The 20,539-nt window shown below is 67.2% G+C and carries 15 protein-coding genes; 4 read left to right on the forward strand and 11 right to left on the reverse strand.

The window, feature by feature from the left end; all coding sequences use genetic code 11:
* Window positions 1–390 precede the first annotated feature (390 nt).
* The 3 genes from GSQ95_RS06065 to GSQ95_RS06075 all read right to left on the reverse strand — a co-directional run bounded on the left by GSQ95_RS06065 (window position 391) and on the right by GSQ95_RS06075 (window position 3,310).
* On the reverse strand, window positions 391–969 hold the full coding sequence (locus tag GSQ95_RS06065; RefSeq protein ID WP_059313566.1) for a YceI family protein: 579 nt from the start codon (window positions 967–969) through the stop codon (window positions 391–393).
* Window positions 970–1,004: 35 nt separating this feature from the next.
* Complete coding sequence (locus GSQ95_RS06070; protein ID WP_133861437.1) at window positions 1,005–1,559, reverse strand: cytochrome b; 555 nt, start codon at window positions 1,557–1,559, stop codon at window positions 1,005–1,007.
* Window positions 1,560–1,732: 173 nt separating this feature from the next.
* Window positions 1,733–3,310: a flavin monoamine oxidase family protein gene (locus GSQ95_RS06075; protein WP_158893625.1), complete on the reverse strand. Its 1,578-nt coding sequence runs from the start codon at window positions 3,308–3,310 to the stop codon at window positions 1,733–1,735.
* A 173-nt stretch (window positions 3,311–3,483) separates the two neighbouring features.
* Between GSQ95_RS06075 and GSQ95_RS06080 the strand changes: the two genes are divergently transcribed.
* The 3 genes from GSQ95_RS06080 (at window position 3,484) to GSQ95_RS06090 (ending at window position 6,353) form a co-directional block, all read left to right on the forward strand.
* The gene (locus GSQ95_RS06080) at window positions 3,484–4,884 is read left to right on the forward strand and encodes an adenosylmethionine--8-amino-7-oxononanoate transaminase (RefSeq protein ID WP_158893623.1); all 1,401 of its coding nucleotides are present in this window, start codon (window positions 3,484–3,486) and stop codon (window positions 4,882–4,884) included.
* A gap of 13 nt (window positions 4,885–4,897) precedes the next feature.
* Window positions 4,898–5,626, forward strand: a complete 729-nt coding sequence (locus GSQ95_RS06085; protein WP_158893621.1) for a 16S rRNA (uracil(1498)-N(3))-methyltransferase — start codon at window positions 4,898–4,900, stop codon at window positions 5,624–5,626.
* A 67-nt stretch (window positions 5,627–5,693) separates the two neighbouring features.
* On the forward strand, window positions 5,694–6,353 hold the full coding sequence (locus tag GSQ95_RS06090; protein WP_158893619.1) for an HAD-IA family hydrolase: 660 nt from the start codon (window positions 5,694–5,696) through the stop codon (window positions 6,351–6,353).
* Here the strand turns inward: GSQ95_RS06090 and GSQ95_RS06095 are convergent.
* The 8 genes from GSQ95_RS06095 to pilG all read right to left on the reverse strand — a co-directional run bounded on the left by GSQ95_RS06095 (window position 6,350) and on the right by pilG (window position 19,358).
* Entirely contained in the window at window positions 6,350–6,817 is a 468-nt protein-coding gene (locus GSQ95_RS06095) for a chemotaxis protein CheW (RefSeq protein WP_007161686.1), read from the reverse strand. The two genes, GSQ95_RS06090 and GSQ95_RS06095, sit on opposite strands and share 4 nt — an antisense overlap.
* 11 nt (window positions 6,818–6,828) lie before the next feature.
* Window positions 6,829–7,848: a chemotaxis protein CheB gene (locus tag GSQ95_RS06100; RefSeq protein ID WP_158893617.1), complete on the reverse strand. Its 1,020-nt coding sequence runs from the start codon at window positions 7,846–7,848 to the stop codon at window positions 6,829–6,831.
* A complete protein-coding gene (locus GSQ95_RS06105; RefSeq protein ID WP_158893615.1) occupies window positions 7,841–14,845 on the reverse strand; it encodes an Hpt domain-containing protein in 7,005 nt (2,334 codons plus the stop codon). Before GSQ95_RS06105 ends, GSQ95_RS06100 begins: the two co-directional genes overlap by 8 nt.
* Window positions 14,846–14,856: 11 nt before the next feature.
* Entirely contained in the window at window positions 14,857–15,705 is an 849-nt protein-coding gene (locus GSQ95_RS06110) for a protein-glutamate O-methyltransferase CheR (protein WP_158893613.1), read from the reverse strand.
* A gap of 61 nt (window positions 15,706–15,766) precedes the next feature.
* Window positions 15,767–17,797 (reverse strand): methyl-accepting chemotaxis protein, encoded by a 2,031-nt coding sequence (locus tag GSQ95_RS06115; protein ID WP_158893611.1) that lies wholly within the window; start codon window positions 17,795–17,797, stop codon window positions 15,767–15,769.
* 161 nt (window positions 17,798–17,958) lie between these two features.
* A complete protein-coding gene (locus tag GSQ95_RS06120; RefSeq protein ID WP_158893609.1) occupies window positions 17,959–18,495 on the reverse strand; it encodes a chemotaxis protein CheW in 537 nt (178 codons plus the stop codon).
* 49 nt (window positions 18,496–18,544) lie between these two features.
* Entirely contained in the window at window positions 18,545–18,910 is a 366-nt protein-coding gene (gene pilH / locus GSQ95_RS06125) for a twitching motility response regulator PilH (RefSeq protein WP_007161680.1), read from the reverse strand.
* A gap of 40 nt (window positions 18,911–18,950) precedes the next feature.
* Window positions 18,951–19,358: a twitching motility response regulator PilG gene (pilG, locus tag GSQ95_RS06130; protein WP_007161679.1), complete on the reverse strand. Its 408-nt coding sequence runs from the start codon at window positions 19,356–19,358 to the stop codon at window positions 18,951–18,953.
* Window positions 19,359–19,578: 220 nt separating this feature from the next.
* Here pilG and gshB point away from each other — a divergent pair, with 220 nt between their 5' ends.
* A complete protein-coding gene (gshB, locus tag GSQ95_RS06135; RefSeq protein ID WP_158893607.1) occupies window positions 19,579–20,529 on the forward strand; it encodes a glutathione synthase in 951 nt (316 codons plus the stop codon).
* Window positions 20,530–20,539: the final 10 nt, after the last annotated feature.

A 20,539-nucleotide genomic window follows, 5' to 3' on the forward strand; every position in this document is an offset into this window, starting at 1 on the left:
GCAGGGCGGGAGCGAAAAAGGCATGCGCCGGCTTGATCTGCATATCAAAAGTCCTTGAAAGCGGGGAAATGAGCATGCGCAGCGCGCCTTGTGGATCCGCACCGGCTCGAGCATAGGAACTATTATCAGACAAATATACTTACGTTCACGACTGTTTGTAAATAACCCAAGCGCCTTACTCGGGTATCTCGCCGGCGACTCCGACGTCTCGTGAAAACGGCTATGCCGACAAACGTCAGGCCAGTGCGACCGACCTCGGTAGCAGACCATGAGGCGGGAGGCGAGTTCTGCCGGGGAATCCCGGTGTCGCCCGCCTCGTCGGCAAAAACGACCAGGCATAAAAATGCCGGACGAATCCGGCATCTTTGGTTACAACCTGAGGGCGTCCCGTTACTGGCGCACGCCTTCGAAGGACAGCATGAATTCCACTTCCTGGGATTTCGGGCCGAGGTCCTTCTGGATGTTGAAGTCCTTGAGCTTGAGGGTGGTGGTGCCTTCGAAGCCGGCGCGGTAGCCACCCCAGGGATCCTTGCCCTCGCCCATGAAGTGGGCCTTGATGGTGACCGGCTTGGTCACGCCGTTCAGGGTCAGGTTGCCGGTGACGTCGGCGGTGCCGTCGCCGGTGGGGGTGACCTTGGTCGATTCGAAGCTGGCCTGGGGATGGGCGGCGACGTTGAGGAAATCGGCGCTGCGCAGGTGCTTGTCACGCTCGGCGTGGTTGGTGTCGACGCTGTCGGTGTTGATGGTCACCTTGACCTTGTCGGCGGACGGATCCTTGGCATCGAAGCTGAAGTTGCCGTCGAAGTCCTTGAAGGTGCCGTACAGCCAGCTGTAGCCCAGGTGCTGGATGCGGAACTGGATGAAGGCGTGCTGGCCCTGCTTGTCGATCTTGTAGTCGGCGGCCATGGCCTGGCCAGCGCCCAGCAGAGCGGTACCCAGGGCCAGGGCGGCAACGGTTTTCTTCAGCATTGGATGGAGCTCCAGGTGGTGGTGGGAAGCGAACATCAGGAAGGGGTATGGACCCGGCCGAGCATGCGGACCAGGGTGCCGTCGCGATCGACGAAATGGTGCTTGAGCGCGGCCAGCATGTGCAGACCGGCCAGGACGATCAGCGTCCAGGCGAACCAGAGGTGGATCTTGCCGGCGGTATCAGCCTGCTCCGGCAGGCCGCTCAGGGTCGCCGGGACCTTGAACCAGCCGAAGACATCGATGGCCACGCCATCGGCGGTGGAGATCAGGTAGCCGGCCACCATGACGCTGAGCATCAGCCCATAGAGCAGGAAGTGCCCGGCACCGGCGGCGCGGCGCACCAGGGGGCTGCCCTCCACCGGCGGTGGCGGACTGACCAGGCGCCAGAGCAGGCGCAGCACCAGGGCGATCAGCAAGAGGATGCCGGCGCTCTTATGCAGTTCGGGGGCGGTGTGGTACCAGGTGTCGTAGTAGTCCAGGGTGCGCATCCACAGGCCGGAGGCGAACATGGCGACGATCGCCAGGGCCATGACCCAATGCAGAACCAGACTTACCAGACCGTAGCGAAGGCCATCGTTGCGCCAGTGCATCGCTTTTCTCTCCTGAAAAAGCTTTGCCTAAGCCTAGCCGCAAACGTATCGATGGAAAGCGGAAAAAGTATCGAATCAATATCGAAGGAATCGATGGAGCGGACGGCGCGCCAAGGCCCCGTCCGCTCCGGCCCAGACGCTGCGCGATGGCAGCGTCCGAGCCTGGGTCGCGATCAGAACGACCAGTGGAATAGCTTCCAGAAGAAGCCGTGCTCGCCACTGTCCTTGGCCGGCGCAGCGGCGGCAGCCTTGGGCGCGACAGCGGGCTGGGCAGCGGTCTTGGCACTGGCCACCACCGGCACCACGGCCTTGCCGGCCTTGAGGTCGCGGACCTGGCCGGCAGCGCGCTGACCGCTGGCCAGGGCGCCTTCCAGGGTGCCCGGATGCAGCGGATCGGTGTGCTCGCCGGCGAAGATCACCCGGCCGGTGGGCTTTTCCCACAGCCGCCAGTAGCGGGTGATCTGGCCCGGGCCATAGGCCAGGTAGGCACCGCCCACGCCCGGATCGCGGCTGTAGCGGCGGACTTCGTAGCCGGAGAAGGCCCCCCGCGCCTTGGGATAGAAGGCGTGGAAGCGAATCAGCACCTGATCGACCATCTGCTTGTCGCCGAAGGCCTGCACCAGACGCGCGCTGTCGCCGGCCAGGTTGACCAGCACATTGGCGCCGCCCTTGACGTCCGGCTCCACCCACAGCATGCCCAGGCCCTGATCGCTGTAGATCTCGCCGCTCATGCGCGACTTGCTGTCCCACACCGGGGTCTTGAACTTGAGCAGGATCTGGTCGCGCCAGCCATAGGTGGTGCCCTTGATCGCCGCCTGCTGGGTAGCATCCAGCGCCGGGGTCATCTGCACCTGGCCGAGGGCGCGTAGCGGCACCGCCATCACCACGTAGTCGGCCTTGTAGCCGGTGGCACCGGCCTTGACCACGACACCGTCCTTGTCCTGGACGATGCTGGAGACCTTGTTGTCAGTCTTGATCGTCTTGATCTGCTTGACGAAGGCCTGGGCCAGCACCTCGCTGCCACCGGGCAGACGGGAGGCGCGCAGGTCCTTGTCATCGACGCCGCGATAGACACGGGTCTGCTGGGCCAGATAGAGCAGCGACAGCCGCGAGGGCTCGTCGTAGCGGACGCGGATGCGCTGGTTGATCAGCTGGCGCGCCACCGGCGGCAGATTCTGCTTGTCCAGCCAGGTGGCGGCGTTGATCTGGTCGAGGGCGTGCAGGGTCGGGGTGGCGGTCGGCTGCAGCGGATCGCTGATGGCGGCAGCCAGATCGTCCAGGGATTTGTCGACGCGCTTCAGGGCATCGGCCACGGCCGGCAGCTTCTGCGCCAGGTCTTCCTGGGAAAAGTACTGGCCTTCGATCAGATAGCCCGGGGTGCGCACGAAGGACGGCGCGTCCACGGTCTTGAGCTTGAAGGTGTCCAGGTAGTGGTTGAGCACCGGCTGGGCCTTGGTGTCGCCGATCCATTCGCTGGAGGCGAGACCGGAACGACCGCCGACGCGCGCGCCGGCTTCCAGCAGGGTCACGTTCCAGCCGGCCTGCTGCAGTTCATAGGCCGAGGCCAGACCGGCCATGCCGGCACCGACCACGATCACCGAGGGACCACTGGGCGCGACGGGTGCCGCGGCAGCCTTCTCCGGCGCCTTGTGCGGCTCTTTATGGGCCTTCTCGGCAGCGCCTGCGCTCAGGCTGGTAGCGAATACGCCGGCTGCCAAGCAGACGGTAAAACCTGTCCAACGCGACGACATCTTTTCTAGACTCCAGGGACCGGGAAACGGCGGTGGCGCAGCATACGCCAGCGGCCCCTGAGCCACTAGCTGCCACCACGACCGGCAATCGGCCCGCGCCTTGCTCCCGTCGCGCACCCTGGCTTAGGCTTGCGCCCCCTTTTTATCGCCGGGCCCATCGCCAGGAGACGCCAATGACCAATCACGACTGGATGCGCCGTGACCTGGAGGTGCTCTGGCACCCCTGCACCCAGATGAAGGATCACGAGCAGCTGCCGGTGATCCCGATCCGCCGTGGCGAGGGCGTCTGGCTGGAGGACTTCGACGGCAAGCGCTACCTGGATGCCGTCAGTTCCTGGTGGGTCAATGTCTTCGGCCACGCCAATCCGCGCATCAACGAGCGCATCAAGGCCCAGGTCGACCAGTTGGAGCACGTCATCCTCGCCGGCTTCAGCCACCAGCCGGTGATCGAGTTGTCCGAGCGCCTGGTCGCCCTGACCCCGGCCGGCCTCGACCGGGTGTTCTATGCCGACAACGGCTCCTCGTGCATCGAGGTGGCCTTGAAGATGAGCTACCACTACTGGCGCAACGTGGGCCAGCCGGAAAAGCGCCGCTTCGTCACCCTGACCAACAGCTACCACGGCGAGACGGTGGCGGCCATGTCGGTGGGTGACGTGGCGCTGTTCACCGAGACCTACCAGGGCCTGTTGCTGGACACCCTCAAGGTACCCAGTCCCGATTGCTACCTGCGCCCCGAGGGCCTGGACTGGGAAGCGCATTCGCGGCAGATGTTCGCGCACATGGAGCGCACCCTGGCCGAGCACCACGCCAGCGTCGCCGCGGTCATCGTCGAGCCGCTGATCCAGGGCGCCACCGGCATGCGCATGTACCATCCGGTCTATCTGCGCCTCCTGCGCGAGGCCTGCGATCGCTATGGCGTGCACCTGATCCATGACGAGATCGCCGTGGGCTTCGGTCGCACCGGGACGATGTTCGCCTGCGAGCAGGCCGGCATCCGTCCGGATTTCCTCTGCCTGTCCAAGGCCCTCACCGGCGGCTATCTGCCGCTGGCCGCCTGCCTGACCACCGATGCGGTCTACCAGGCGTTCTACGACGACTACCACACCCTGCGGGCCTTCCTGCATTCCCACAGCTACACCGGCAATCCGCTGGCCTGCGCCGCCGCCCTGGCAACCCTGGACATCTTCGCCCAGGACGACGTCATCGAAGCCAACAAACCCCTGGCCCGGCGCATGGCCGAGGCCACCGCGCACCTGGTCGATCACCCCCACGTGGGCGAGGTACGCCAGACCGGCATGGCCCTGGCCATCGAGATGAGCGCCGACAAGGCCCGTCGCACGCCCTATCCCTGGCAGGAGCGCCGCGGTCTCGCCGTCTACCAGCACGCCCTCTCCCGTGGCGCCCTGTTGCGGCCCCTGGGCAACGTGGTCTACTTCCTGCCGCCCTATGTCATCACCCCCGAGCAGATCGACTTCCTCGCCGAGGTGGCGAGCGAAGGCATCGAGCTTGCCACCCGCACCTCGGTCAGCGTCGCCCTGAGCGACCTGCACCCCAACCACCGCGATCCCGGCTGATCTGGAGTCCGCCATGCGTCTCACCCGCTGCCACCTCGACCTGCCCCTGGCCCTCGGCCACCTCGACCTGCCCGAGGCCCAGGCCCACTACCTGGGCCGCGTGCTGCGCCTGGCGCCGGGGGATGCCGTGCAACTGTTCGACGGCAGCGGCCGCGAATACCTCGGCCAGGTCGCCGCGGTGGGCAAGAAGACCCTGAGTGTCGAGCTGACCGAGGAACTGCCCGGCCAACCCGATTCGCCGCTGCGCATCCACCTCGGCCAGGGCCTGTCCCGCGGCGAGCGCATGGACTGGGCGATCCAGAAGGCCACCGAACTGGGCGTGGCCGAGATCACCCCGCTGGTCAGCGAACGCTGCGAGGTGCGCCTCAAGGACGAGCGCGCCGACAAGCGCCTGCAGCACTGGCGCCAGGTCGCCATCAGCGCCTGCGAACAGTGCGGTCGCTCCACGGTGCCGCTGATCCATCCGCCGCAGCTGCTGGCCGACTGGCAGGCCGGGCTGGACGCCGATCTCAAGCTGGTCCTGCACCCGGTGGCGGAGCCTCTGGAAAGCCATGCCCGCCCCACCCGCCTGGCCCTGCTGATCGGCCCGGAAGGCGGCCTGAGCGAAGCCGAAGTCACGGCTGCCCGCGCCGCCGGTTTCCAGCCGGCCCGCCTGGGACCGCGGGTGCTGCGCACCGAGACCGCCCCGGTGGTGGCCCTGAGCGTGGCCCAGCAACTCTGGGGTGATTTCCAGACCCCCTGATCCGCCCCCCGGGCCGCTGTCCTGCGGCGGTCCGCCCCTTTCCCCACGGATAGTTTTGGAGCCCCGGATGACCCTGCCCTCTCGCCCCTACGCCGCCTTCCTGTTCGACATGGACGGCACCCTGCTCACCAGCGTGGCCTCCGCCGAACGCGCCTGGAGCACCTGGGCACTCGGCCACGGCCTCGATCCGGCGGACGTCCTCGCCATGATGCACGGGGTGCGGGCGGTGGAAACGGTGCAACGCTTCGCCCCGGCGGGCGCGGACATCGACGCCGAGACCCGCGCCATCACCGAACTGGAGATCGCCGATGTCGCCGACATCCAGGAAATCCCCGGCGCGGCGGCCTTTCTCGCCATTCTGCCCGCCGGCAGCTGGGCACTGGTCACCTCGGCCTCCCGCCGCCTGGCCGAGGTCCGGCTCGCCGCGGCCGGCATGGCCCTGCCGCCGGTGATGATCTGCGCCGAAGACGTCACCCAGGGCAAGCCCGCGCCGGACTGCTTCCTGGCGGGTGCGCGCAAGCTGGGCGTGGCGATCGGCGACTGCCTGGTGTTCGAGGATGCCCACGCCGGCTTTGCCGCGGCCAAGGCGTCCGGCGCCGATGCCCTGGCCATCACCGCGACCCATCGCCAGCCGCTGGACCTGGGGCTGCCGACCCTGGCGGACTATCGCGGAGTCGCTGTCAGCCTGGATGAAAACGGCGGGATGCGCCTCACCCGGCAGTCCTAGAACACACCCGCGGCGGCCAGTCGTTCTTCCACCCCGATCAGATCGGGGATGCGCGCCGTGCCGCCTTCGTAAGCCACCGCGCCCAGCTCCAGGGCGGCCAGGGGCACCTCGGCGGCGACCAGCTCCGGGGTGATGCGCAACGAGCGCGGAATGCTGCGGATCAGCAGCGCCAGGAAGCGCACCCGCTCACGCCCACCCAGGGCGTTGAGGATGGCCACCCGCGCATGGCGATCGCCATCGAATTGCGCGGCACTGCCGCTGGACAGCGCTTCGAAACTGATCAGTGGCAGGCGCAGATCGCGCCAGGCGACCTGGCCCAGGCACCAGTCCGGCTGCACCGGCAGCGGCCGGATCTCGCGACAGGGCACCAGCTCGGCGACCGCCGCGTTGGGCAGCAGCAGGGTACGATCGGCCAGGGTCAGCAGCAGACCGGTCAGGTGTTCGGCGGGAGCGGCGGTCGACATGGGGAATTCCTCTAGCTTCGCTGCTCGGCCAGGCGCGCCACCAGGGCTTCGGCCAGGCCGCGGGGATCGGCGGTAAGGGTCGCAAGACCCGATTCGCGCAGGCTTTCCGGCATGCTCGGGGCGATGCAGGTGCTCGCCGACTGGGTCCAGAGCGTGCCACCGCGACGCCGCACATAGGGCGCCGAAGCGGTGCCGTCGTTGCCCATGCCGCTGAAGACGATGACCCCGCAGCGCGCGCCGAAGTGCTGCGCCAGGTTGAGCATCATCTGGCTGATCGACGGCGTATAGGGCTCGGGCCAGGCGCGCTCGACGATGTCCAGGGCACCCGAGGCGCGAAAGGTCAGCTCCTGCTGGGTCGGCACCACCACCACCTCGCCGCAGCGTACCGGCTCACCCGGGCGCGCGCCCTGGATATGCCACTGACTGTGCCGGCCGACCGCGCGCAGCAGGCTGGCGGCAAAGCCGTCGCCGATGTGCTGGGCATAGAGGAAGCCGACCGGCAGACCGCCCGGCAGGGCATCGAGAAAGGCCTTCACCGCCGCCGGACCGCCCAGGGAGGCAGCCAGCAACCAGACCTCGGGGGCCGGATCGCCGGCTGGCAGCGGCAGATTGGCCAGGGGTTCCGGCAGGGTCAGGCGCGGCGGTCGCGGCTGGTCCTGCAGCAGGGTTTCCAGGGCCGGGCCGACCGCCGCCACCGGATCGCCGATCAGCCGCTTGAGCTTGCCGATCAGGCGCTTCTCCCATTGGGTGAAGGGATCGGTGAAACGCTCGGGGGCCTGACCTTCGCCGAACAGGATGGGCACCTCGGCCCCCTCCAGCAGCGCGTCCACCAGTGGCGACTCCTCCGTCTGACTGAGGTCGATCAGCCACAGATCGGTCGCGACGGTGGGCCAGGCCGCTTCGTCGAAGCGCTCCGGATCGCTGTTGAGGACGACGTGATAGCCATTGTCGGCCAGCACCTGCTGCAGCACGTGGCGCTGCAGCGGACTGTCGGCCAGGATGGCGATGCGGGCGGTGTGTATCTCAGTCATGTTCCCTGACCAACCGATGGATGTGGGCCAGGAGTTCGCTCTCCTGGTAGGGCTTGCCCAGGTATTCGTTCACGCCCAGGCTCAGCGCCCGCTCGCGGTGCTTTTCCCCGGTCCGGGAGGTGATCATCACGATCGGCAGGTCCTTGAGGCGCGCGTCATGGCGCACCAGGGTCGCCACCTCGAAGCCGTCCATGCGTGGCATCTCGATGTCCAGCAGCAGGATGTCCGGCTGCCGCTCCTGCAACTGGGCGATGGCATCCACCCCGTCCTTGGCGGTAAAGACTTCCATGCCGTGGCGTTCCAGCAGGCGGCTGGTGACCTTGCGCACCGTGACCGAATCGTCCACCACCATGACCAGCGGCGGCCGGGTGACCTCGGCCACCGTGGCCGGACCCTGCGCCAGCCGGGCGAGTTCTTCGCCGCTGGCGCGCTGGCTGCGGATCATCGCCAGCAGGTCGAGAATCACCACCACGCGTCCGTCCCCCAGCAGGGTGGCACCGGACAGGCCCGGTACCCCGGCGAATTGCGGACCGAGACTCTTCACCACGATCTCCCGCGAACCGGCCACCGCATCCACCTGCACGGCTACCGCGTATTCGGCGGAACGCACCAGCACCACCGGCAGCGGCAGACTCTGGCCGCTCAGCTTGGGCTGCTGGCCGTTGTTGAGCAGATGGCCCAGGTAGCGCAGGTCATAGTGCTGGCCGCCGTATTCGAAGGTCGTCGCCCCCGGGCGGTAAAGGCGCTCGAGATCGGCCGCGGTCACCCGCACGATGCCCTCGATGGTGTTCAGCGGCACGGCATAGAGGTCATCGCCGGCATGCACCATGAGCGCGCGGTTCACCGACACGGTGAACGGCAGGCGGATGGTGAAGCGGGTCCCCTCGCCCGCCACGCTGTGGATGTCCATGTTGCCGCCGAGTTGCTTCACCTCCTGGTGCACCACGTCCATGCCCACGCCACGCCCGGAAATCTGGGTGACGGTCGGCGCCGTGGAGAAGCCGGACTCGAGGATGAATTGCAGCAGCTCATGATCGGTGAGTTGCGCGTCTTCCGCCATCAGGCCGCGCTCGATGGCCTTGCGGCGCACTGCCCCCAGGTCGATGCCCCGGCCGTCGTCGGCCAGGGTCAGGATGATGTCGCCGCCTTCACGGCGCAGATCCAGGCTGATCACGCCCTCGGCCGGTTTGCCGGCGCGTTGGCGCCCGGCGGCGTCCTCGACCCCGTGGTCGATGGCGTTGCGCAGCATGTGTTCCAGCGGCGGAATGATCCGCTCCAGCACCGTGCGGTCCAGCTCGCCTTCGGCATTGCCGACCCGCAGCTCGATTGGCTTGTCCAGTTCGCCGCTGACCTGGCGCACCACCCGGTGCAGCCGCGGCACCATGCGCTCGAACGGCACCATGCGGGTCTGCATGAGGCTTTCCTGCAACTCGGTGTTGACCCGCGCCTGTTGCAGCAGCAGGGTCTCGGCATCGCGATTGCGCTGGCCCAGGGTGTTCTTCAGATCCAGGAGGTCGGAAGCCGATTCGAACAGCGCCCGGGACAGCTGCTGCAGCTGGGAATAGCGATCCAGCTCCAGGGGGTCGAAATCCTCGTAGCCGGCGCGATCCACGTCTTCGTGGTGACGACTGATGATCTGCGCCTGGGTCTCGGTATCCAGCCGGCGCAGCTGATCGCGAACCCGCTCGATGGTGGCTTCCATCTCGCCGAGGGTGGTACCGATGTCGCTGACCTGCTGTTCGACGCGACCGCGGAAGATCGAGGTCTCGCCGGCCAGGTTCACCAGCTGTTCCAGCAACGCGGCCGGTACCCGCACCAGTTCCTGGGAGGACCGCCGCTGCGCCGCCTGCTGACGAACCTGCTGCAGGCGCTGCACGAAGGGCAGCGGCGCAGCCGCTGGCGCAGACGTCTCGGCCGCCACCATGACCGGTGCCGCGATGTCCTGCTCAGGCGATACGGCGAGCGGGATCACGACGCCGGACTCGGCGTCCGCGCCTGGCGTCTCGCTATTCCCGGCCAGGTCCACGGCCGCCGGCAGATCAGACTCGCTCGCGGCTTCTGCTTCCGCTTCGGCGGTCTCGACCGGCACCGGGGATGTACTCTCCGGAGCGGCGGCCGGCAGCGACAGCTGGGCGACCGCCAGCTGCAGTCCGTCGACCCCCTGGGTCGCCAGGGCGCGTACCCGCTCGCGATCGTCCTCGCTCAACCCCACGGCGAGCGAGCGCAATTCCGCCAGTTGCTGTTCCAGTTCATGGGCCTGCTCACCCAGGCCGTGCAGACCGGCCAGGCGCGCACCACCCTTGAGGGTATGCAGGCAGCGCAGCAACTCGTCCACCGCCACGTCGGGCGCGGCCGGCCAGTCCGCCAGGGCCTCGTCCATGCTGACCAGCAGGTCCTGGGCTTCCTCCATGAAGATTTCGAGGATTTCCGCATCGGTGTCGGCGTCGAAGACCGGTGCGGCGACCACGGGGGCGGCCGTCACACCGGCCGTCAGCGGCTCGCCGCGATAATCGCGCAAGGCCTCGATCAGGTCGCCAGCCGGCGCCGGGACCTGCCCCTGGGCCAGGGCTTCAAGTTGCTCGTGCAGGCGGTCGTGGCAGCGCTGCAGCAGACTGCCCAGGTCGGCACCGGGCTTGATCCTTCCCCGTGCCAGCCCCTCGTAGAAGGCCTCCAGGGCATGGGCCAGATCACCGATGGCATCCATCTCGGCCAGGCGCGCACCGCCCTTGAGGGTGTGCAGGTCGCGCAGCAGGGATTCCAGTTCGAGACTGTTGTGCGGCTCGGCTTCCCAGGCGCGCAGCGAGGTCGCCATGCTGTCGAGCAGGTCGCGACTCTCTTCGATGTAGATGGCCAGCAACTCGGCGTCGGGCCCCTCGTCCGCCGCCGGCGCGGTGGCCAGGGGCGCCGCCTCGGCAGCCGCCGGCTGGTCCGCGATAGCTTCGCCGAGCTCGGGCTCGCGCGGGGCAGACCCGCTGTCGTCCGGCTCAGGCAGGTCATCCAGATGACCGGTACGGATGCGCTGCAGGCGCTCGACCTGCTCGACATGCTCACTGACTGGATCACCCGCCGCCAGCTCTTCGAGCTGCGCGGCCAGGCAGCCATGGGCGTCCCGCAGGGGGTTGGCCAGTTCGGCGCCGCCGGCGAGACGGCCATCGAGCAGCCCTTCGTAGATGGCGTCCAGCTCCGTTGCCAGCTGCGCGACCGGCATCACCCCGGCGAGATGGGCGCCACCCTTGAGGGTATGCAGATCGCGCTGCAGGGTGCCGAGGTGGAAGCGCTGCTGCGGCTCCACCAGCCAACGCTTCAGGGCCCGGTCGGCGCTGTCCAGCAGGTCCTGGGCTTCCTCGAGGAAGATCAGCTGCATCTCCGGATCGACCGGCTCGCTGTCCGCCAACCGCGGCAGCGGCTCATCCGACGGCTCCGGCGACTCCAGCTCAGGCTCGGCTTCGGCTTCGGCTTCGGCGTCCAGCGCCAGCTCGGGTGCGACCGGCGTGGCCGTTGCCGGATCAAAAAGCTCTTCGGGTTCGGGCTCGGCCAGCAGGTTGGTGGCCGCCATGGGCAACCCGGCGAGAATGCCGGCCAGCAGGCCGCGCAGGCCCTGGATCCGCTCTTCGCTCGGCGTGGCCCGCATGCCACCGGCCAGCTGGTTGAGCATGCTGATCAGGGCTTCCTGGGCCTCCGCCGCTTCGCGGAAGAAGGCCTCGTCGGCGGGCAGCGAGCCGCTCGCCGCGGCGGCATAGACGACCTGCAGCGCTTCAGCGAGTTGCTCGACATCGGCCAGGCCGACCCGGGCGGCCCCATCGGCAAAGGTATTCAGCCGCTCGGCCAACAGATCCGCGCAGGCCGCCTGGTCACCACTGGTCCGCCAGGCATGCAGGCGCTCATCGGCCTCCAGCAACAGGTCCATTCCGGGCATGAGGAAATCGGTCAGCCGCAGGATGTCACGCTGCTCCGGCAGCGGTGCCTCGGGCAGCGGCAACTGGGGATCCAGCTCCTCCAGCAGCGCTTCGCAGGACGAGATGACGTCCGGCGCGCCTGCCAGCGGCGTTGCCAGCGCCCCTTCGTCGAGTTCGCCCAGGCGCTGCTCCAGCAACTCGGCACCCCGGGCCAGCAAGGCGCACTCGGGTTCGGCGAAGGCGACATGGGCGAGCTTGTATTCCTTGGCTAGCCGTTCCAGCGCGGACGCCAGCTCGGCCATCGGCGAACTGCCCGCCATATGGGCACTGCCCTTGAGGGTGTGCAGGGCACGCAGCAGATTGTCGGAGACCGGCTGGGCACTGCCGGCTTCGGACTGCTCGAGAAAGCGGCGCACGGTTTCCAGGTGCGCCTGGGCCTCGGTGCGGAAGATATCCAGCAGCTGGGTATCGGCTTCGGCGGCGACGGGTGCCGCGACCTCAGGCTCAAGCACCTCCGCTTCGGGGAGCGTCGCCGGCGCGGAGGCGACTGCGCTGCCTGGTGAGGTACGCGCGGGCAAGGCTTCGTTACGGGCCAGCGCATGAGCGGCGTGGGCCAGCCAGTCGACGTCGTCGCGCTGCCGCTGACGATTCTCGGCGTACTCCTCGACCAGCTCCGGCAGCAAGGCGCAGGTCTGCTCGACCACCGTCTGCAGGGCGGCGCTGTGGGCGACGCTAAGATCCAGCCGGCGATTGAACAGATTTTCCAGGGCCCAGGCCAATTCGCCGATGACCAGTGCCTGGACCATGCGGCCACTGCCCTTGAGGGTGTGAAAATTGCGCCGCAATTCACTCAGGGCGGTGCGCTGCTCGGGTTCGGCCTCCCAGATCGGCAGCCAGCGTTCCAGCTCCGCCTGGACCTCGCCGGCCTCTTCGATAAAGACCTCGCGCAGTTCGTCCTCGACCGGCTCGGCGTCGACCGCGGGTGGCAGCAGCGCTTGCGGCACCTGCGCCGCCGAAGGATTGATGGGATCGACCGGCGCGGCCAAAACCTCGGCGATCGCATCGGCATCGGCATCGGCGGTCGCCCGCGACAGGCTGTCCGCCTCGCGGTCGGCCAGCAGTTCCCTGGGTTCCGCGTGCGCGGACGCGGTCTGGCCAAGCGGCTCGTCATCTGCCCCCTCGACCGCTGCGTCTGCGTCCAGAAGATCGGCGGTCAGCGGCGCTTCCGCTGCGGCTGGCTCGAGTTCGGCAGGGGAAGCCTCGCCCGCCGCTGCAGGCTCCTCGACCGGCAGGGCGGCGAGCTCCAGCGCCTCTTCGGCCACTGGCTCCGCAACCAGGGGCTGGTCTTCCGGCAGATCCCGGGCCGGCGTCGCGACCTCGCTGGAGGCCAGGGGCGCCGCCTCGCCTTCGCCAGCCGCCCTGGGCGGATAGCCGAGGGCGATGAGACTCTCGTCGGCGATGTCGAGGATCATGTCGTGGGGCGTGGAGGGATCTTCCGCCAGGCGCTCCAGATAGTACTCGACGCTGGTGATGGCGTCGGCCAGGGTGTCCAGGCTCTGCCAGTCCGGCACGGCCTGCTTGCCCAGCAGCTGCTGGCAGATGTAGTCGTTGGCCGCCTGCACCTGGGCCGCGGCACGCTCCAGCGGGATCATCGCCAGGCCGCCGCGGACCTGGGTCAGCAACAGGGGCACCGACTCCAGGTGGACATGGTTCCACTGAGAGGCGATGAACTCGATGATGGCGTCCTTGGATTGTTCCAGGCCATTGCGCGCCTCGCGCACCACCACCCGATGCAGCTGATCGATGTCGGTGGTGGGCAGCCGGCTCTCTTCGGCATCGCCCACCTCGTTGCCGCTGACCATGCCGGCCAGGGTGGCTTCGACATAAAGCAGCGCCCCGGCGATATCCATCAGGGCGGCGTCACTGGCCTCGCGCACGCCCTCGGCCAGTTCGGCGACGGCTTCGTGTTGTTCGAGCACCACCTTGCGCGGCTGACCGAAGCCCAGCACCGCCAGGGTATCGGCGATCTGCTTGAGCGGCGCCAGCAGGCCACGCAGGCTGGCGGGCTGCTGGCGATCGCTGCGCACGAACAGGTCCAGGCTGTCCTTGATCTGCACCAGCTCTTCGCACAGCGCGGTCACCACCGAGCGCATGGCTTCGCGATCCGGACCGACGATGCGTGAGCGTTCGAAGCCCACCAGCTCGGCATCCGGCAGGGCCTCGTCGAGGCGATAGTGCGCCTTGAGCGCGGCGATGCGCGGACTCTGCACCGGCGCCTTGGCCAGGTAGAACAGCAGATTCTTCAGCAGATCGGCCGGCGCCGGCTGATTGAGGGTGGTCACCCCATCGATGATGAGTCGCTTGAGTTCGCGATCCAGTTGCCGCAACAGGCCGCGGATCGAACTGCTGTTGTCCAGCTCGCCGGCCTGCAGCAATTCGGTGAGGCCTGCGGCCACCGGCCAGAGCGCGCCGAAGGGCGAACCGGCGCAGAGCTGGTCCAGGCGCTCGAAGACCCGCAGCAGGTAATCCAGGTGCAGCTGGACATCGCGGTCGCGGAACAGTCCGACCTGGGCGCCCTGCAGCGCCTGGCGCAACTTGCGCAGGCGCGGCAGCCAGTCCGGCGCGGCGCGGTCGGCCAGTTCGGCATCGCTCAGCGACAGCGGCGTGGCGGAGAGATCCGGCGAGAACAGGCTGGTCTCGGAGAGCAGCTTCTCGCCGCGCGCCGACCGCAGGTCGTTGAGCAGCGGCAGGATGGCCAGAGGCAGATCGCGGCGGGCCTCGAGGACCCGATCCAGATAGGGCGGTACCTGCAGGATGGCCTGCATCAGCACTTCCAGCGCCTCGTCGGAGCTGTTCACCCGCTCTTCGTGAAGAGCCTGCAGCAGCAGCTCCATCTCCTCGGTGAGCAGCGCGGCACCGTAGAACTCCACCATCTGCAAGGTGCCGTAGACCTGATGCACATAGGTCCGGCAGAAACCCAGGCGGCTACGGTCGTGCGGGTTGTCGACGAACGCCTCGAGCGCCTTGCGGGCCTGCTGCAAGGTTTCGGCGATCTCGCCCTTGACCCACTCGAGAGCTACGTAGTCGTGTCGATCGATCATCTCGGCTCCTGTCATGCCGGGTGGTCCAGCTGGCGGGTGAACGCCAGGACTTCGGGATGATCGACGGGTATCAGCTGCGGGTGGCTCCAATTGCTCACCTCACCGACACCCAGGACCAAGAGCCCACCCGGTGCAAGCCGCTCGACCAGCTGATTGAGCAGGTCTCGACGCAGCCAGCGGCGGAAATAAATCAGCAAGTTCTGACAAAAAATGACGTTGAGCCCCTGCAAGGGGGCCTGGCCCAGTTCCAGCACATTGAGCCGGGCAAAGCACAGCCGCTCCGCCAACCCGGCGGCAACCTCGAAGTTGCCGCCGCCGCGGGGACTAAAATACCGCTCGCGCAGGGCGGCCGGCATCCCGGCGAGTCGCTGCAGGCTGTAGATGCCCTGCCGCGCCTGGCGCAGGGCTTCGCTGCTGATGTCGGTACCGGTCAGGGCGAACGTCAGCGGGCGCGTCTGCCGCGTGAGCACTTCGGCGGTGCTGATGGCCATCGAAAAGGCTTCCTCGCCACTGGCACACCCCAGGCTCCAGAGGGTCAGGCTATCGCCCTCGGCGGTCTTGGCGAACTCGTTCACATAGGTTTCCAGCAGCGCGAAGGACGGCGGATGGCGAAAGAAGCGGGTGGCCTGGATGGTCAGGCGGTCGAGCAGCCGAACCCATTCGATGCGTCCGCCGATGCCGGCGCAGACGACCTGGTAGTAGCTGTCGTAGTCCGCGATCGCCAGTTCGCGCATGCGCGCGGCCAGCTGGATCTGCAGAAAGCTGCGCTGGCGATCGTCCAGCACCATGCCGGCGCGGGTTTCCAGCAACTGTCGCCAACGCTCGAAGTCCGCATCCGGCAGCTCGGGAGCACGGCGCAACGCCCAACTCGACTCCCCCACCCCGTCTCCCCCTCGCCACACCGCGATGTGGCCGCTGTGTTCAGCCCAGCGGCTGCTCGTTCGGCAGATTGAATCCCGAAACCGAACGCCGCATCTCGCTGGCCAGCTTGGCCAGCTCGCCGATGCTGCGCGCGGTGGCGGTGGTACCGGTCGAGGTCTGCGAGGTGATCTCCTGAATCACGTTCATGGTGCTGGAGATGTGGCTGGCGGACGAGGACTGCTGGCGCGCGGCGTTGGAGATGTTCTGGATCAGTCCGGCCAGGCTCTGGGAAACCTTCTCGATCTCTTCCAGGGCCACACCGGCGTCCTGGGCCAGGGCGGCCCCGCGTACCACTTCCGAGGTGGTCTGCTCCATGGAGATGACCGCTTCGTTGGTGTCGGTCTGGATCGCCTTGACCAGGGCCTCGATCTGCTTGGTGGCCCCCGAGGAACGCTCGGCGAGGCGCTGGACCTCGTCGGCGACCACGGCGAAGCCGCGGCCGGCGTCACCGGCCATGGAGGCCTGGATGGCGGCGTTCAGGGCCAGGATGTTGGTCTGGTCGGCGATGTCGTTGATCAGGCCGACGATGTCGCCGATCTCCTGGGACGATTCGCCCAGGCGCTTGATCCGCTTGGCGGTGTCCTGGATCTGCTCGCGAATGCTGTCCATGCCGATGATGGTGTTGTGCACCACCTGGTTGCCCTTGTTGGCGATGGCCACGGAGCGCTCCGCCACCGCGGTGGATTCGGAGGCGTTGGTGGATACCTGGTCGATGGACACGGCCATCTCGTTGATCGCCGCGGAAGCCCCGGCGATTTCCTGGGCCTGGTGTTCCGAGGCCTCGGCCAGCACCGTGGCGGTGTCCTGGGACTCTTGGGCGGCGGCGGCCACCTGGACGGCGGTCTGGTTGATGGTTTCCACCAGTTCGCGCAGCTGGTCGATGGAGTAGTTGATGGAGTCGGCGATGGCGCCGGTGAAGTCTTCGGTCACCGTGGCCTGCACGGTCAGGTCGCCGTCGGCCAGGTCGGCGATCTCGTCCAGCAGGCGCAGAATGGCGGTCTGGTTGCGCTGGTTCTTTTCGTCGGTCTCGGCCAGGCGGCGGCGGGTGTCGCGCACCAGGATGTAGCCGATGCAGAGGATGGCGCCGAGGGCGATGAACACCAGCAGGTAGCTGCCCACGGTGTTGATCTTGCGACTCTGGGCCAGGGAGGCGTAACCGGCGCTCAGCTCCGAAGCGGAACCGAGCAGCGCCTGGGAGCCGCGATAGATCAGGCCCACGGCGGAACGGATCTGCAGCAGCTCGGGCGAGGTGGCGAGGATCTCGTCGACGTTGCCGGAGACGAATTCGAACAGCTTGTTGGCTTCGTTGAGGCGGCCGACCGCCTCGGGATCGGTGATCTTGGCGATGCCCATGGAGGCATTGCCTTCGCGCATGGCCTTGAGCACCCGGCCGAACAGGCTGGCGTCGCGACCAAAGCTGTCGGCGGCCTGCACGGCGGCTTCGTCGCCGGTGAGGATCTTGTTGATGGCGCCGAGGATCCGCTCGGCGAGCAGCGCCTGACGCTGGGCCACCACCACCTGACTGGCGGGCGCGCCGCGCTCGATCAGGATGTCGACGATCTCTTCGTTCTCGACCTGCAACTGGGGAATGGTATCGGCCAGGGCGCCGGACAGTTGGTGCAGGGACAGCACGGTCTGCTCGCTGCCGAGCATGGTGTCGACCTGCTTGCGCTGGCTCTCCCACTGGGACTGCAGGGTATCCAGACGCGGACCGAGGATCGCCGGCGAAGGCGGCAGGCCGGTCTGCGGATCACCGCTGCGCAGGATGTTCAGGCGGCGCTCGAACTCGGCACGGGCCTGACGCAGGTCCTTGAAGGCCTCGGCCTTGCCGGTGGCGGCCTCACTGGCGCTCTTGGCCAGCTGCTGCGAGAGGATGCGCAGCTCGGTGGCCTGGCCCTGGTACTGGTTGTCGTAGTTGGTCTGGGTGCCCAGGTACGCGAAGTTGGCGAACAGCAGCACGATCGCGACGATCAGCACCACGAACATGCCCGCGACCCACGCGTTGAGTTTCCCGGTATTGAGTTTGTTCATCAGCGGCCCCCGCCTGGACCTTGGTTCCTTTAGTTCTATCCTTGTCGGACGCCAGACCGGTTCGCTTGAAGCCGGTGTTCGGCGCCCTACCCCCACCCGTCGGCGACGGCTCCTGCCATCCCGACCCCGATCCGCCTTGCAGCGTCCGGACGTCTGGCGACCTAGGCCGCGACGTCCATGAATTCGGGATGCTCGACCAAGGCGCGCGGGCTGCAGACCAGCCAGGGCACGTCGCGTTGGAAGACACCTTCCAGAAAGAAGTGCAGGCCCGCCGGCACGCTGTCAGCGTGCTCGCGATAAGCCTCGATGTCGAAATGCTGCATACCCAGGACTTCGTCAACCGCCAATCCGACGAAGAGGTCGCCATGGTCGACGATCAGGATCCGCCGCTGTTTGCGCAGGGCCTGGATCTTCACGCCGAGGAACTGCCCCAGGTCGGCGATCGGCAGCAGGCGACCGCGCACATTGGCCACGCCCTTGAGCCATGGCTTGACGCCGGGCAAGGCGGTGAAACGCGGCTCCGGCAGGATCTCGCTGACCTCGCCCATGGGAATCACGAAGCGCAATTCACCGAGGCGAAAGCCGATGCCACTCCAGCTGCGCTGGTTTTCCTGTTGCGCCGGCAGACCGGCTGCCCGCTCGCGGCAGCGCAGATCGATCAGGCGCAAGAGCTCGTAGGGCGTGGAGGCGTCGCTCATAGGATTCCCTGCCCAGTGGGGCGCTGCCGCGAGAAACGGACGAAAGACCTCAGCCTTGCAGGACACCCGCCAGGGTGCGCAACAGGGTGTCTTCGTCGATGGGCTTGGTGAGGTAGTCCTTGGCGCCCTGGCGCTTGCCCCAGACCTTGTCGGTTTCCTGGTCCTTGGTGGTGACGATGACCACCGGAATGTGGCTGGTCTCGGCATCCTTGGTCAGCTGCCGGGTCGCCTGGAAGCCGTTGAGGCCGGGCATGACGATATCCATCAGGACCGCGTCGGGCTTCTCCTGGCGGGCCAGGGCGACGCCGTCGGCGCCGTTCTCGGCCTTGAGCACCTGATGACCATGCTTTTCCAGCATGGCGGTGAGCTTGTACATCTCGGTGGGAGAGTCATCGACGATCAGAATTCGAGCCATGAAAATTTCCTACTAGATAGAATCGCCCGCCTCAGGACACTCAGGACGCTTGTTCGAGCGGAGTGAAACTGGGGACGTGGGTCTTGATCGCACCGATCAGCTCTTCTTTGCTGAAGGGCTTGGTGAGGTACTGGTCAGAGCCGACGATGCGGCCCTTGGCCTTGTCGAAGAGTCCGTCACGGGAGGAAAGCATGATGACGGGCGTCGCGCGGAAGGCGCTGTTGTTCTTGATCAGCGCGCAGGTCTGATAGCCATCCAGTCGCGGCATCATGATGTCCACGAAGATAATATGGGGATGACTATCGGCGATCTTGGCGAGCGCATCGAATCCATCGATGGCAGTGATGACTTCGCAGCCAACTTTCTTGAGCAAGGTCTCGGCGGTCCGACGAATCGTCTTCGAGTCGTCGATCACCATGACCTTCAGCCCTTCCGAATACTGTTCCATGTTCAAGCTACCAGCTCATCGTCGATGCAACGTGAATGATGTCGATCCGGGCACTTTGGCGGCGCCTCTTTGTAGCACACAATACCGTGACGTACCACGCAGATCCCCTGGTGACGGACCACCGGCCCGCCCACCACGACGATCGCGCAAGCATTGGCACTAAAGGGGATCGAAGGGCTATTCTGACGCCTTGCCCACGTAGAACCGAGGTCTAGCGTCAATGAGTATCCGTCTGGGGATCGTCATGGATCCCATCGAACGCATCTCCTATAAGAAGGACAGCTCCATGGCCATGCTGTGGGCGGCCAAGGCGCGCGGCTGGACCCTGCACTATTTCGAGATGCAGGACCTGTACCAGGTCGATGGCGAGGCCCGCGGTCGCGGTCGCCAGCTGGACGTGTTCCAGGATCCGGAGCGCTGGTTCGCCTTTGGCGAAGACGTCGACCTGCCGCTGCGCGAGCTGGACGTGATCCTGATGCGCAAGGATCCGCCCTTCGACAACGAATTCGTCTATGCCACCTACCTGCTGGAGCAGGCCGAGCGTAGCGGCACCCTGGTGGTCAATCGTCCCGCCAGCCTGCGCGATTGCAACGAGAAGTTCTTCGCCACCCTGTTCCCCGAGCTGGCCCCGCCGACCCTGGTCAGCCGTCGCGCCGACATCATCCGCGAATTCGCCCGCACCCACGGCGACGTCATCCTCAAGCCGCTGGACGGCATGGGTGGCAGCTCGGTGTTCCGTCACCGCGAAGGTGATCCCAACCTCTCGGTGATCCTCGAGACCCTGACCGCCCACGGTACCCAGCAGATCATCGCCCAGCGCTATCTGCCCGGTATCAAGGACGGCGACAAGCGCATCCTGATGATCGACGGCGAACCCGTGGACTATTGCCTGGCGCGCATTCCGGCCCAGGGCGAGACCCGCGGCAACCTGGCCGCCGGTGGCCGCGGCGTGGCCCAACCGCTGTCGGCACGGGATCGCGAGATCGCCGCGACGGTGGGTCCGGAATTGCGCAAGCGCGGCCTGCTCTTCGTCGGTCTGGACGTGATCGGCGAGCACCTGACCGAGATCAACGTCACCAGCCCGACCTGCATCCGCGAGATCGATGCGGCCTACGACACCCGCATCGCCGAGCGCCTGATGGACGTGATCGCGCAGCAACGCGCGAGCTGAGGCGCGCGTC

Origin of the sequence: Pseudomonas sp. BAV 4579, assembly GCF_009765395.1 — a bacterium.
Lineage (GTDB): Bacteria > Pseudomonadota > Gammaproteobacteria > Pseudomonadales > Pseudomonadaceae > Chryseomonas > Chryseomonas aestiva.

Excerpts from the sequence above, each read along its gene's own strand:
- GSQ95_RS06075 (WP_158893625.1), bottom strand. The coding sequence starts at position 3,310 with ATGTCGTCGCGTTGGACAGGTTTTACCGTCTGCTTGGCAGCCGGCGTA.
- GSQ95_RS06085 (WP_158893621.1), top strand. The coding sequence starts at position 4,898 with ATGCGTCTCACCCGCTGCCACCTCGACCTGCCCCTGGCCCTCGGCCAC.
- GSQ95_RS06090 (WP_158893619.1), top strand. The coding sequence starts at position 5,694 with ATGACCCTGCCCTCTCGCCCCTACGCCGCCTTCCTGTTCGACATGGAC.
- GSQ95_RS06105 (WP_158893615.1), bottom strand. The coding sequence starts at position 14,845 with ATGATCGATCGACACGACTACGTAGCTCTCGAGTGGGTCAAGGGCGAG.
- gshB (WP_158893607.1), top strand. The coding sequence starts at position 19,579 with ATGAGTATCCGTCTGGGGATCGTCATGGATCCCATCGAACGCATCTCC.
- GSQ95_RS06070 (WP_133861437.1), bottom strand. The coding sequence starts at position 1,559 with ATGCACTGGCGCAACGATGGCCTTCGCTACGGTCTGGTAAGTCTGGTT.
- pilH (WP_007161680.1), bottom strand. The coding sequence starts at position 18,910 with ATGGCTCGAATTCTGATCGTCGATGACTCTCCCACCGAGATGTACAAG.
- GSQ95_RS06095 (WP_007161686.1), bottom strand. The coding sequence starts at position 6,817 with ATGTCGACCGCCGCTCCCGCCGAACACCTGACCGGTCTGCTGCTGACC.
- GSQ95_RS06080 (WP_158893623.1), top strand. The coding sequence starts at position 3,484 with ATGACCAATCACGACTGGATGCGCCGTGACCTGGAGGTGCTCTGGCAC.
- GSQ95_RS06100 (WP_158893617.1), bottom strand. The coding sequence starts at position 7,848 with ATGACTGAGATACACACCGCCCGCATCGCCATCCTGGCCGACAGTCCG.
- GSQ95_RS06120 (WP_158893609.1), bottom strand. The coding sequence starts at position 18,495 with ATGAGCGACGCCTCCACGCCCTACGAGCTCTTGCGCCTGATCGATCTG.
- GSQ95_RS06065 (WP_059313566.1), bottom strand. The coding sequence starts at position 969 with ATGCTGAAGAAAACCGTTGCCGCCCTGGCCCTGGGTACCGCTCTGCTG.
- pilG (WP_007161679.1), bottom strand. The coding sequence starts at position 19,358 with ATGGAACAGTATTCGGAAGGGCTGAAGGTCATGGTGATCGACGACTCG.
- GSQ95_RS06115 (WP_158893611.1), bottom strand. The coding sequence starts at position 17,797 with ATGAACAAACTCAATACCGGGAAACTCAACGCGTGGGTCGCGGGCATG.